Source organism: Flagellimonas sp. HMM57, from assembly GCF_021390175.1.
Taxonomy (GTDB): Bacteria; Bacteroidota; Bacteroidia; order Flavobacteriales; family Flavobacteriaceae; genus Flagellimonas.
The window spans coordinates 2,484,556-2,498,803 of sequence record NZ_CP090004.1 but is presented as its reverse complement, the minus strand read 5'-3'; the positions used below and the strand labels follow the sequence as shown (position 1 = coordinate 2,498,803).

Below are 14,248 nucleotides of genomic sequence, written 5' to 3'. Positions count from 1 at the left end.
GTAAATGCGAAGGCGTATCAAAGAATATAAAAGACACCTATTCCGGTCACTGGCCTTTTGGACAGTGTCCATAGTGTTATTCGCCATCTATCGTTATTTTGCCATAGACCACGAAATCGGTATTCGAATTGATGCCGCCTATGAACCCATTTATCATTTTTATCAAATTGTATGGAGTTTTGGTCTCAGTGGTTTTTTGTTGGGTATCGTGTATGCCAGTGTCGAGTACATTTTTGATACGTATCTATCCCGTAAAATCCCCTTGATCATAAATTTATTGGTTCAATTTGTTTTAATATCACTTTCGGTGATTGCCATTTCAGAAGTGGTTTCAACATTTTTTTCGAGTGTTAATAGACTGGACTTTGATATATCACCCGAAATTTGGTACCGTAATCCATCATCCTGGGCACTTTTTACCTACATCTTTTTTGCATCAGTCATTTTTTCCGTTCTGGTCATTAGTACGGATAGGTTGGGCAGGGGAAAACTCATTCGAATGATGGTCGGACATTATCTATATCCAAGGGAGACCCAACGTATTTTTATGTTCTTGGACCTTAAGAGTTCTACGGCCATCGCAGAGCGCTTAGGGCATTACAAATACAGCCAGTTGATACAAGACTTTTTTTACGATATCAACGAGCTGGTCGTGCCCCATGATGCGGAAATCTATCAGTACATTGGTGATGAAGTAGTACTCACTTGGCCTTACAAAAAAGGCATGAAAAGAAATAGTAGCTTACGACTGTTCTTTGCACTGCAAAAAATGATTACCGATAAATCTGATTTTTATCGTAAAAAATACGGTCTGGTACCTGAGTTCAAAGCCGGTCTTCACGGTGGCGCACTTATGGTAACCCAAGTAGGGGTCGTAAAAAAAGAATTGGCCTATCATGGTGATGTTATTAATACAACAGCTAGAATTCAAGAAGCATGCAATACCTACGCCGCACATTTACTCATTTCTGAATCCCTTTTGGAAAAATTACAAAAAACACGTCCGATAACTTCACGATACATTGGCAATGTGATGCTCAAGGGCAAGGAAAAAGAGGTGAAAATACATACCGTGGAGATTAATTGACATTTGTCACGGATTTTCACTTGCCCCTCAACATAACTTTACTTCATAAAATTATTGGACAATAGATCCCATTAAAAAAATCATCGATTATGAAATTCAAAAGCGAAGAGGTTTCTCAGGTCATCGAACAATTGGATACGATCATATTAAAAATCAGAACGGAAGAAGAACATGCCGCACATATCTTGGAAGCAGTGGACGCTGCCTATCGTAAAAGCGCGCAGAACTTATTGCATTATAATGTGCTGCGCAGTTTTGATTTGAGGGATATTCAGAAAAACCTTAGAAAATGGGGACTCACCCGTTTTACTAATGATGAAAGTCATATTATGGCAAGTTTGCAAAGTACCCGTTTTATATTGGCCAATCTTATTGGCAGTGATGATGGCACTTTTCTAAAAGATACCTGGTCTATTAAAAAAGGGAAACGCCTTTTAGCAAAACACACGAAAGAATTATTAGGTTATCGTTCCAAAGGCCGCAGGGTACGTATCATGGTTACACAACCTACCGCCGCGGCATATGATTATGAGATGGTTCTTCAAATGGTAAAAGAAGGTATGAACTGCGCCCGAATCAATTGTGCCCATGATACTCCTGAGGTATGGGAGAAAATCATCGCCAATGTGAGGAGAGCTGCCAAGGCACAGGGCAAAACTGTAAAAATAGCGATGGATTTGGCAGGGCCTAAAATACGTACAGGGCAAATGGCTCCCGGACCAAAAGTGAGAAGGTTCAAGGCGCAAAAAGATGTTTTGGGCCAAGTAGTACATCCGGCAGAGATTATTCTTGTAGATGAAACTGGGGATTTTTCAGGGCCAAACATCTTACCTATTGTATCAGGAGGTTTAGACCAATTAAAGGTTGATGACCATCTTCAGATATCGGACGCTAGGGGTAAACAACGAACAATATATGTAGTGCGGATAGAAAAGGATTTTGTTGTCGCTCACTGTAAAAAAACGATTTATGTGGAAACAGGAATGATGCTAAATCGGGTGTTCGGAGGGTTATATACGCTTCAAGTAGGAGAACTTCCGGAAACTGAACAATCCATAGTATTAAAAAAAGGAGATGTTTTGGAAGTCACAAAGACCCCGGTACTTGGACAACAGTCACTGTCGAATGAAGATGGACAGCTTTCCGTACCGGCGAGAATATCTTGCCAAATGCCAGAGGTTTTTGATTATATAAGGGAAGGTGAGCGTGTGCTTTTCGATGATGGAAAAATACAGGGCGAAATTGTTTCGGCGTCCAAAGATTTATTTGAAGTACGTATCGATAGCGCCAAAGAAAATGGGGACAAGTTAAAAGCTTTCAAGGGAATGAACTTTCCTGATTCCCGATTAGGATTTTCAGGCTTAACGGAAAAGGATAAAAAAGACCTTCCTTTTGTAGTGGAACATGCAGATATTATCAACTTTTCATTTGTAAATCGCCCAGAAGACGTAAGTGAATTACATGAAGAACTTCAAAAACTGAATGTCTTCAATGCCGTTGATGTTATCTTGAAAATAGAAACAAAATATGCGTATGATAATCTGGTACCCATTCTTTTGGAAGCCATGAAATCGAAACAAGTGGGCGTGATGATAGCCCGTGGAGATTTAGCGGTGGAAACAGGCTGGGATAAAATAGGAAACATACAACAAGAAATGTTGTCCCTTTGCGCTGCGGCGCATATACCTGTAGTTTGGGCGACTCAAGTGTTGGAAAACCTTGCTAAAAAAGGCCTACCCTCCCGGTCTGAAATCACGGATGCCACTACGGCTTTAAAAGCAGAATGTGTCATGCTAAACAAAGGCCCTTTTATAAACGAGGCCATACAATTGTTGCATACGATTTTGTCCAGTATGGAATCCTCAAGGGATAAAAAAGAAGTTCTTTTGCCAAAAATGGAGATTTTGGCCGCTTAAGTAAACTACCTCGAGGCAAGCCCAAGAGCCATTCTTAAAGAAGAATATTTAAATAGCGATTGTGGAGTAAAAATATTGTGTTGGTTTAGGTTGGTTTTTTTTTAATCCTCAGGAGGTATAATCCGTATGTGGTTGTATCCTCTTCGAGGATTTTTTAGTGCTTAAAAATAATTTCCCCCAAGTTCTTTATTGATATATGTCACGCATTTCGTGCAACGACTCTTCTACTTTTATGATAACAAAATTGAAGAAGTCATGTGGAAAAATAGAGTAGTAATTAGATTTAGAAAAGTGGTATTCGCAACCATAATGGGATTGTTTTCTTTAACAAGTTCCGGTCAGTTCGCCACCGTTGAGATAGACGCTCCAAAAAAAGATACGCAATGGTCAACATTCACATATGACCTTGGTACTGTGTTTAAAGCGGTAGGACATTCCTATACAAGACCTTTACATTGGCAGGGCAAGCAATGGGCCACCTTCGCCGGAGTGATTGGAGGTACAGGTGCCGTATATCTAATTGACGAACCCGCTTCCGACTATCTAAGTGACCAAGGTGAGGATATTCCAAAATTTTTAAAGGAATATGGAAGAACCTATGGCAGTCCACAGGTCAATTATGCCGTAACGGGCGGCGTGTATCTAACAGGCCTTTTTACCAAAAATGAAAAACTGCGTAGAACCGGGGTTTTGCTTATTGCATCAGCCACCTCAACCGGATTTTTACAACAAGTATTAAAATCCGCAGTGGGTCGGGCGCGACCAGTAAGTGGCCAATCAAAAGATACTTTTGACCCGTTTAATAGTCATCGTGATTATCATTCCTTCCCTTCGGGTCATACTATGCTGGCCTTTACCAATGCATACGCTATCGCAAAACAGTTCAAGAGTCCATGGGTGAAAGGCGGAATTTATGCCGTAGGCCTAGTGCCAGGACTTTCAAGATTATGGGAGGACCAACATTGGCTTTCCGATGTTGTTTTGGGCATGGCCATCAGCATATTTACCGTGGAATCCATCGACAAATACCTTGATAAAAAATACAGCGAAAAGTACAATCGACAAGAAAAGAAAGTACAATGGAACCTCACTTTTGCTCCTAATCAGTTGGGCGTGAGCATGAATTTCTAGAAAACCTTTTTCTTATACAGTATTAACCTTAAATATCAATAAAATGCTACGCTATTTTTTAGGCAATAGCCCCAAATGGCACAAATACCTTATTATCGGATTTCTAATTTTCAATGTTTTCTCCTACTATATACTGGGGCCCGTTATTACTGCTTGGCTCTTTATATTGGAGTTTATTTTCACCTTGGCCATGGCGTTAAAGTGCTATCCATTACAATCGGGCGGTATATTGGCTATCCAAGCTTTGGCACTTCAACTTACGACACCAAAGCATGCCTTGAACGAGGTCATACAAAACCTTGAGGTCGTGCTCTTGTTGGTATTCATGGTGGCCGGAATTTATTTTATGAAGCCATAAAGTATTTTCGGCGGTTAAATTTCTGTAAGACTTACATAGTAGCGTTTTTACTCGCAAAACTATATAGGTATAATGATAGCGCATTCTTAAATATTCATCAGAATAAATAATCTTTATTAATAAAAATGGAAATACATTACAAAAATCACATATAGCTACAGCCCCTAGAAAGTTCATTTTAAAAAAAGTACTAGCTGGCCAATACGCAAATCAATTTGGCAATCATTTAAAGTTGTTCAAACTTTGGTTATTTTTAACTTTAGCAGCTTAAATTTTCCTTACATATTAAGGTATAAATGTTTTACAATTACTTTTTTTAAAATGAGCTTTTTAGATGTGTTTCCTCTGTTGAGCTCAATACTAGGTGTACTTATCGGGGCTTTTGTTATCACGAGAAAGTCAGGGCTGGGCAATAATAGAAGAATAAGGTTTGCGCTAAGTGCTTTGGTATTTCTCTATGCCTATACTTCTTTTGACTACTATTTATCCCTTAAAATTGACATCAATAGTATCTATTCTGGCGGGTCTTACCTGCTATATCACCTTGTAGGGCCTCTTTTCCTATATTTTATCTTATTGTTTACCAAGGCTCCGTGGAATTTCAAAAAAAGGGGTGTACTCATAATCCTATATACAGTGATCCGTTGGGGACTTTTCCTTCCACTAATTGAGTATGAAACAGTAAATGATATAATAGCCTCTGCAGATTCATACGGTGTGTGGTTTTGGATAGAACTGGAATACATATTCTCGACATCAATTAATATTATATTGTTGGTGGTGGGATATCTGAAGTTGAAAAACACACCTTTGTATCTAAAATTGGATAAATCGCAAAGTCTTAATTACAGGTGGATCAAGTTATTGATCCTACTTTTTATAGGCTTACAAATTGCAAGTGGCTTCAATACCGCTCTTAACACAAATAGCCTTGCCACTCTTGAGATTTACGCAAAAATCGAAACACTGATTTTAGCCATGTTCTTCTTCGTTTTGGCGTTTTCGATTATGCATTTTCCAGTATTTGCTTTCACAGGGTCTTTTGAAGACTTGCCAAACGAAACCAAGAAAAAGTACGCTAAATCTTCCCTATCTGATTCATCAAAATTGTTTCATCAGATTCAGGAAGCTGTCACTGGTGAAGAACTGTACTTGGATTATGATATTAAACTGAATACTTTGGCAGACAAACTGGGTAAATCTGTGCACCATATTTCCCAGGCAATCAACGAAAACGCCCATATGAGCTTTTCGGATTATATCAATTCTTTCAGGATTGAGGCGGCCAAACCACTTCTGTTGAAACCAAAACCTGACACTATCTATTCAATAGCATTGGATGTTGGATTCAATAGTAAGGCGGCATTCTACAATGCTTTCCGCAAAAATACTGAAATGACCCCTACAGAATTCAAAAAAAATCACGCTAACCCACCACCTTCATAATCCATTGATTTCCATAGAAAATTGATTCCAAGAAGTGTCTTCCCGATAAATGAAGACACTTTTTTTTGTCCAGTATTATAGGATAAAATACCTAAGCGGTCTTGTAGAGATACATTTGGACCACTTAATAATTATTACAAAAATAATAACAGTTAAAACAAAAATTATGATTGCACTTAGAACAATTTCAATCACATTACTATTATTGGCATGTTCTTTCCTGTCCAATGCCCAATCTAATGAAGATGTACTTGAATTCGGTATCCGTGGGGGCATTAACCAAAGTAATTTAAAAGATTCAAATGGGAAGTCCAGATTTGGGCCGACAATAGGATTTTTTGCGGAATACAATGCCTCAGAAAAGGTTGCCATACGCTCGGAACTAAAGTATTCCTCATTAGGGACTAAGGAAAAGGAAAATATAAGCGGTCTTAAACTAAACTACGTTCAAGCACTTCCAATCCTGTTAAAGGTGTATCCGGCGGAAAGCTTTAGCCTAGAGATTGGCCCATATGCAGGTTATTTATTAAACAAAAAAGGAAGTATAAACAAGTCTGACCTTCGAAAATTTGATTTTGGGGCGTCCGCAGGTCTCGGGTACCACCTCACTGACCATCTTGAGTTAGGTGCACGTTACTACTTTGGAATGCGAGATATTACCAAAACGATTGGGAAGGCAAAAAACAGATTCATTGAAATAGCGCTTTCCTATACATTTTAAATATCAATCAGTTCAATTCCGGTCCTTACTAATAAAGAGATATAATGCGCGACTCTGCCCAAGACATCATTCAAGAGACTAAAGAAAGAATACTGGGGTATGATGTTGCCCGTGCACTTGCAGTTTTTATTATGGTGATTGTCAATTTCAACCTTGTTCTGGCTAAAACGGACAATAACCATACTTTGTCCAAAGCTTTGAATTTCTTGCAAGGTAAAGGAGCAGCGCTTTTTGTTGTTTTGGCAGGGGCCGGTATTTCCCTAATGATTAGGAATAACCTATATGACGGAAACAAGACCAGATTGACAAATAAAAAGAGACTATTATTTAGACGTGCAGCTTTTCTCTTCGTGTTCGGATTGTTGTATACTCCAATATGGCCGGCCGACATCCTCCATTTTTATGGATGCTATATCGCAATTGGAGCTTTACTGATGACAACGCGCTCTTTCAATCTTTGGTTGCTCATTGTGTCTCTAATAGTTGTTTACCCATTCTTGCTGGACTTTGTAGATTATGAAAAAGGCTGGAATTGGAAAACCGTTGAGTATTTGGATTTTTGGAGTATTGGGGGGTTTATAAGAAATCTATTGGTAAATGGATTCCATCCAGTATTCCCATGGGTAGCATTTCTCTTTGCGGGTATTTGGCTTGGTAGGCAAAGCCTGATTTCCAATGGTAGAAGGAACGTTATTTTTTGGTCATCCCTTGTCATATTCGTACTTGTCCAAATAATCTCAAAAAGATTGGTGGATGTTTCCATAATCCAAACAGATCTTAAACTCCAAGATATTGTTGCACTATATGGAACCAAGCCTATGCCCCCAATGCCATTGTTTATGGTTTCAGGGGTGAGTTGGTCCTATTTAATCATTCTAATATGCATATGGGCCACTGAGAGATTTAACAGAAAAAGTCAGCTGCGTTTTGTTGTCAAGACGGGTCAAATGGCCTTCACGCACTATATACTTCATGTAATGGCGGGAATTATGGGGGCGTATCTCGTTTTTGGAGAGAACCAATTAAGTGTTCAGACCACCTTGCTATACTCTCTTATGTTCTGCGCGTTCTCTGTCTGCCTGTCACATTTTTGGGGTAAAAAATTTAAAAAGGGGCCGATGTCCCTACTATTAAGATATATAACAGGATGAAAAAAATGAAAACAAACAATTCGAAAATAAGAACAATCTCAATTATCGCAACCCTATTTCTTGGTCTGCTAATCGGAGTAAAAGGGTATGCACAAAAAACCAAAAAAAGTGTTTTGGCCAACATGTGGCATTTGTATGCCTATAAGGTAGGTGAAAAAGAATATGCTCCAAAAAAAAGGGAAAAAGACGATTTTATTCTTTTTGAGGAAGACATGTCCTTTGTTTCCACAACCGAGGGTAAACGTGAGGAAGGAACGTATTTCTTGAATTCCAATGGAGGATATCTTGAGTTTGTGGACAACAAAGGCGACAGGTTGAAGGCCTTTATAATATCAATTGATAAAGAAACATTGATCCTTAAGTTTGATATTAAGGAGATGAGGGAAGTGGAAGTGCATTATAAAAGTCACATTATAGTACCGAACCAATGAAAAAAATTCATTTAACAATAGGGACTCTTATTTCAACTTTTTTAGCTATTTCACAGGAAACAGTTAGTTTAAAACCTCCGGTAGAACTGGATACCCAAAAATTTTACATAGAAAATGTCCTTGATGATAGACAAGAACCAAGAATTGGAGTGTTCGAGAATAGCTCAGGAAGGGAAATCGACCTGATTTTAAACGGTGGAGCTTCTTTGGCAATAAAACGTTTTACAGATTTGGCCATTCCAAAGAAAATGGGCAATACCCCCATAACCATAAGAATCAAGTCACTTGAAATTCAACAAGCGCAAACAGGTATTGATGAGATAACCACCAGGGCCTATATTAGATTGTCTTTTTGCTCCGGCGCAGAGTTACAACATGGGGAACTTTTTAACGTCAATCGTTACGAGGAAGAGGTCTTTACAATTGGAGAACATTTAAAGATTCGGGAAACCCATGAAAAAAGAATTCGATCTGCCCTTGAATATTGTATTCTAAGTTTTCAGTCTTTCTTTAACAAGAATGGTAGCGATTCCAACAAGGGCAATGAAATCATAAGCCATTCTGGATCTTCAAGTCTAGAAAATAGAACTCCTTTGGGTAAATGGTACGACCTACTCACATTCAAAAGAATGTTTAACAGGTATGACAATGGCTGGGAAGTAAGTTATTTGGGGTTTGCTGACAGTAATTCCAAATTCATTGTTCCCTTTGAAATTTCATATGGGCAGTTGACGGCCAAGTCGGATTTTTTAAAGAGCAAAGGGTATGACTCCCTTGATTCTTATTCCCTTGGTGGTGGTTTCAATGGGCTTCTAAAGATTGTTCCGGGATTATATCTTAACCTGGGGGTCAACATGCCTCTCGGGGTAGAAATTTTAAGGGGCTTGGACAACAAAAGGTCCCACAACTTTTTAATCGGAATAGGAGCAAGTCAAGGCATAAAAGTCATTCCATGGAAAAATTTTGGTCTTGTAGTTGGAATAGGCGTTTCCGAAATGATACAGACTTCTAAAATCTACAAATCGAACTTGGGATGGGAAATTGAATTTGGGATAAACCTTTAATACATGAGGTTAGCGATTCACAACATCATAAGAATCCCGATACAACTATGTTGTATCGGGATTGAATATGACTTATAGATTTAAGTTTATCCTTAGTCTAGTCAAAGGGGGTGCTGCTCCAGATGCAAGAACATATTAAACCTCTACCTAAATGTTAAGCTTATTATATAAAAACATGCCATAAATACATAGTAAATTCCATTACATGCTATTTGTAGTATTTGTTTTAGTGAAAAAACCGAAATTTTTAGAAAATTTAAAGTTTAAACAGTACTGAAATTTTCATCTAACATTATAAAAAATATCTGCGTTCTTTGGCCTCATAGTTTTCTGAAGGATGCTATTTTCAAGAGACATTTACAATTCAATTAACAGTGCTTTCTGCTAAAGGCGTATCACTTTTTACAATGATGTATGTTGATATGGCGTAAAAGGCATCGCCATTACCACCATTATTGGACCAGTCTTGAAAATCATATTCAAAATTGAAAGAAGTATTGGCAATATCGTCAAAATAGTCTTTTCGGACTGGAACCTCCATACCTGGACACCATCCTGCACGATCAGGTTTCCAATTCCCTGGGTCTTGATTGCTTACCGGATTATCCGCACAACCCAAAGGCCCCATGTTATGTGAAAACATTGCTTCACCATCAATTCGAACGTTATGGTTTCTAAAACACCATTCGGCACAGCCCCTACCTCCACTATCATTTGGAGTGGCATGGCCCCATCCAGAAATGATGGTTCTTAAATGTGTACTTTCAGCATTGTCGGGTATAGTTATCGATTTATCTAAATCAAGATTATGACTCTTTCCGTAGGGTACACCGGCAATAGAATTTTCATTGTAATTCAATACCCTGGCAATCGTGTAGTACTTATAATCAGGTATTCCTTCAATATAGTCAAAATCAACGGTCACCTCATATCCCTTGGCATTCCAACACTCTGTAAAAATTTGCAGTTCTTTTGTCCCCGTCAAAAGTGTTTTGAAATCGGTCACATCAAATTCAAATCCGCGTGGCAATTGACTATTGTCGTTCCAATAGGGAGTAATGAATCGACCCAATTCAAACCAATCATTGGTAACATCGTCTTTAACGCTCACATTGGCATAAACATCCCATTCATCACAACCACCATCTGGACAGGTCAACTTTACAAACATTTTGACCTGTGCGATATTGGACACATCGCTATGAACTGTAAATGAACTACTTGTCCGTTGTTCGAAACCACCCCCAAAAGCCAAACGTTCCTTATCAAAAGTTATGTAATTATGAACAACGGCGTTCGCATAATCAGGAATGCCTGTACCTACCACGTTAATTTCGCTAGTATCGGTAACTTCTTCATTCATAATAGCAATACCTCCTGAAAATCGCTTTACCTTATTGGGTATAAATTTAATATAGAGATTGGTGTCTCCATTCGCTGTATTTGACGGAATGGATATTGAAGGCGCATAGGTGATATCATCCAAAGATATTTGAAAACCATCTGGCGCATTGACCTGGATTTGTTTGGTCAGGTTTTTGGCAGTAATAACTGAAATAACCGATGATGAAGTTTGGTCAATGGTAGTATCATCAAAAGTGAAATCAGATTCCGACATAGATATTCTAGGGGCTGAATTGATTCCTTCTCCCTGTAAATCCATAGAAATGGATTTGGCATTTGAACTAGTAAAAGACAAGGTTCCGGTAATGGTTCCCGTGGCATTTTCGGAAGGGGTAAAGGCGACAAAAATGGTAACATCTTTATTATTGACATCACTTACTTCTAAGGAAACTGTATTTGAAAAAGTATTGTCATCCAATGAAACTTTAAAACCATTAGACGTTGAAATTGATAATTTACCGGTAAGGTTATTTCCTTTTACCTTGATGGTTTTTGAAAGGGATTCTGTGAGCACCTCTGTTGCACTAAAAGCAGTTAATGAACCGGATACTATGATTTCCGTACTTCCAACTGGAACTTCAGGTTCTTCCTTATCACCGCCACAACCAAACAACATAAGTATGTTTAATAGACCCACAATATGGATGAATTTCCCAAAAATCAGATTCTTTTTAAAAACTGAAAGACGAATATAAAATGCTATATTTTTCATAATCAAGTATTTTATTATTGAAGATGTGAAGTAAAATTTCTATAATTATTAATGGGCCACTTAATTGGCAACTAATATGGTTTAAAAAGCATTTGACAAAATGTGCACATTCAAATCCTTGTATGCCAAATAATCAAAATTCACTGGTCAATATGTAATTCGTCCAAACTTTATTTAATCTTTTACTTCAAACTCGGTTTTTAAACGAATGTCATTGGATGCCGCTCCTACTTGAACTATAAATTCTCCGGATTCCACAACACGTTTCATCTTCATATTCCAAAGGCTTAAATCATCGGGCAATAGGGTAAATTCAATTTCTTTTGCTTCACCTGGCTCCAAATCCACACGTTGAAACCCACGTAATTGAATCTTAGGTGTGCCTACCGAACTGTAACTATCGGTAATGTATAATTGTGCTACTTCAGTCCCCTTTACTTTAGACGTATTTTTAATTTTCACCCAAACTTTCTGTTCCTCGTTTGGAGACATCTCAGGCTTTTCTACACGGATGTCAGTATACTCGAAACTACTGTAACTCAATCCATGTCCGAATGCAAATAAAGGTTGAATACTTTCGTCAACATAACCTGCATTAGCCGATTTTTTCTGGTTGTAATAAATAGGCAATTGCGCATTAGCTCTAGGAAATGATATGGGCAGTTTTCCTGACGGATTTACTTTCCCGCTTAAAATATCGACTGTTCCCTGCGCTGCTTCCTCTCCAGCATACCAGGTTTCTACAATAGCATCTGCCAAGGCAACTTCTTCTGTTAAGACTAAAGGCCGCCCATTCTGAAGTACTAAGACAATAGGTTTTCCTGTTGCGGCTACTTCTCTTAAAAGCCTTTTACTATATTGATTAAGTTCTAAACGCACTTTGTCCCTACCTTCTCCATTACCATCTTTTTCTCCTAATACCAAAACCGTTACATCTGCATTTTTTGCTGCTTTAACCGCTTTCTCAAACATGGTCTCACGGTTTTCATCAGGATTGATTTTCCAACGAATTTTAATATCTGCAAATTCATCGTATTCTGTAAGTTCCATCTTTATAGGATACTTTTTGTCTTTCTGAAGTCGCATGCTCTTTTTAGACCATGAGTTTTTATACTTCACGTCCCAGCTATCGATTAACACTTCATCACCAATGATTAATCTGCCCAAATCGTCTGCCCATAATTGAAAGTCATATACACCATTTAATTTAGGTATCAAATATCCTGTCCAGCGAATGGAAAAATTATCGCTTGGTATGCCAGGAGCTGGGCTTAGGTTATGCCAATAGTTTTCTAATTTAGTTTCTGTTTGGGTAAGCGATGGTTTTCCTGAAAAATCCGGGTTTGTGAAGTATTCTGCTTTGAGTCCTACTTCTCCATCTGCTGTTTCCAAGAACCGCTCGTCTATTTCTTCCATAATACCACCCGGAACGCCCACATCTACAAAATCTATCTCATAGTCTGTTTTTTGAAACGCCTCAATAATAGATGCTTCATTTTCGCCTCTTCTGGAATAGCCACCCAACAAGGCTTTATTGGCCATCTCACCAATAACCGCCACCTTTTTCACACTAGCATCAAATGGTAGTACATTATCTTTATTTTGAAGTAACACGATAGATTTGTGTGCTGCTTCCAATGCTAATTCTTGACTCTGCTTATTCCCATATCGAGCAGACTTAAGTGTAGTATCGATATAGGGATTGTCAAAAAGCCCTAACCTAAATTTCACATAAAGCACACTGGATACACCTCTATCTACATCTTCCATAGATAATAAGTTTTCATCTAGAGCATCTAAGATGCCTTGACGAAATACATCGTGTTTATAATCATAAAATTGCATGTCCAATCCTGCTTTGATGGAACTTGCAATGGCTTCTTTGGAATTTTTAACCGTTTTATGTATAAATTCCTGTTTCGCAATGGCTCCTAAGTCGGATATCACCATGCCTTTAAAGCCCCATTCTTCTCGCAGTAAGTCATGTAACAACCATCTGTCGCCTGCCGCTGGCACACCGTCCCATTCATGATAGGCCGCCATGGCGCCCAAAGCACCAGCTTCTTTATATGCTTTCTCAAAAACATAAAGAAAATTACTTCGCGCTTCACGCTCTCCAATGTAAACCGGAGCAGTATTTTTGCCTCCTTCGGGAATACTGTGAATGCCAAAATGTTTCGGTTCTGCAACAATAGCATCATCATCGCTTAAATCGTCTCCTTGCATCCCTTTGATGATAGCCACTCCTTTTCTTGCGGCTAAATAAGGGTCTTCTCCATAGGTTTCTTGCACACGTCCCCAACGTGGTTCTCTTCCTAAACCTAAAGTGGGTGCCAACGCCAAATGAACACCAACTGACCTAGCTTCGGAGCCTATTACCTTGCCTATTTTCTCCATTGCCTCTACATCCCACATACTGGCCATACCAATGGGCACAGGAAATGAAGTACTTCCTTTTCCCAAATAACCATGTAGGGCTTCTTCAATAATCAATATTGGAATTCCCAAACGATTGTTTTCTATAACGAACTTTTGTAATTCATTAGACAATTCAGCAGACTCTGGATAAAAATCTCGTACAGAACCCACGTTTAAACCATCCAATACAGGTTTTGCTTTTTCTATGGATAGTTTGCCGTTATCAATCAAATCATGAGCAGAATACATATCTAACTCCCTGATTTTTTCTTCTAGGGTCATTCGAGAAAGTAAATCAGCAACGCGTGTCTCTGTATCTAACCCTGAATTTTTATAGGTAGGATTTTCTTCATTTTGTGAACAGCAAAAAAGAAAAACAGTCGCTATAAGAATATTGTAGCGTTTCATC

At 38.4% G+C, this 14,248-nt stretch carries 11 protein-coding genes; 9 read left to right on the top strand and 2 right to left on the bottom strand.

Annotation, left to right across the window (positions count from 1 at the left end):
* Window positions 1–4 precede the first annotated feature (4 nt).
* From LV716_RS10955 to LV716_RS10915, 9 genes are all read left to right on the top strand, one after another.
* Window positions 5–1,087, top strand: coding sequence for an adenylate/guanylate cyclase domain-containing protein (locus tag LV716_RS10955; protein WP_163417772.1), 1,083 nt, complete (start codon window positions 5–7; stop codon window positions 1,085–1,087).
* An 89-nt stretch (window positions 1,088–1,176) separates the two neighbouring features.
* Window positions 1,177–3,003: a pyruvate kinase gene (locus tag LV716_RS10950; protein ID WP_163417771.1), complete on the top strand. Its 1,827-nt coding sequence runs from the start codon at window positions 1,177–1,179 to the stop codon at window positions 3,001–3,003.
* A 255-nt stretch (window positions 3,004–3,258) separates the two neighbouring features.
* The gene (locus LV716_RS10945) at window positions 3,259–4,134 is read left to right on the top strand and encodes a phosphatase PAP2 family protein (RefSeq protein WP_163417770.1); all 876 of its coding nucleotides are present in this window, start codon (window positions 3,259–3,261) and stop codon (window positions 4,132–4,134) included.
* Between the two features lie 43 nt (window positions 4,135–4,177).
* Window positions 4,178–4,492, top strand: a complete 315-nt coding sequence (locus LV716_RS10940) for a hypothetical protein (protein WP_163417769.1) — start codon at window positions 4,178–4,180, stop codon at window positions 4,490–4,492.
* Window positions 4,493–4,840: 348 nt separating this feature from the next.
* Window positions 4,841–5,938, top strand: coding sequence for a helix-turn-helix domain-containing protein (locus LV716_RS10935; protein ID WP_233759115.1), 1,098 nt, complete (start codon window positions 4,841–4,843; stop codon window positions 5,936–5,938).
* A gap of 166 nt (window positions 5,939–6,104) precedes the next feature.
* Entirely contained in the window at window positions 6,105–6,659 is a 555-nt protein-coding gene (locus tag LV716_RS10930) for a porin family protein (RefSeq protein ID WP_163417767.1), read from the top strand.
* Window positions 6,660–6,703: 44 nt separating this feature from the next.
* Window positions 6,704–7,810, top strand: a complete 1,107-nt coding sequence (locus LV716_RS10925) for a DUF418 domain-containing protein (protein ID WP_163417766.1) — start codon at window positions 6,704–6,706, stop codon at window positions 7,808–7,810.
* Between the two features lie 5 nt (window positions 7,811–7,815).
* Window positions 7,816–8,241: a hypothetical protein gene (locus LV716_RS10920; RefSeq protein ID WP_233759114.1), complete on the top strand. Its 426-nt coding sequence runs from the start codon at window positions 7,816–7,818 to the stop codon at window positions 8,239–8,241.
* Window positions 8,238–9,305 (top strand): hypothetical protein, encoded by a 1,068-nt coding sequence (locus LV716_RS10915; RefSeq protein WP_163417765.1) that lies wholly within the window; start codon window positions 8,238–8,240, stop codon window positions 9,303–9,305. The genes LV716_RS10920 and LV716_RS10915 overlap by 4 nt, the downstream gene beginning before the upstream one ends.
* A gap of 364 nt (window positions 9,306–9,669) precedes the next feature.
* Here the strand turns inward: LV716_RS10915 and LV716_RS10910 are convergent, their stop codons facing one another.
* Together LV716_RS10910 and LV716_RS10905 are read right to left on the bottom strand one after the other, a co-directional pair.
* The gene (locus tag LV716_RS10910; protein ID WP_205600115.1) at window positions 9,670–11,421 is read right to left on the bottom strand and encodes a peptide-N-glycosidase F-related protein; all 1,752 of its coding nucleotides are present in this window, start codon (window positions 11,419–11,421) and stop codon (window positions 9,670–9,672) included.
* Between the two features lie 174 nt (window positions 11,422–11,595).
* On the bottom strand, window positions 11,596–14,247 hold the full coding sequence (locus tag LV716_RS10905) for a glycoside hydrolase family 3 N-terminal domain-containing protein (RefSeq protein ID WP_163417764.1): 2,652 nt from the start codon (window positions 14,245–14,247) through the stop codon (window positions 11,596–11,598).
* Window position 14,248 lies beyond the last annotated feature (1 nt).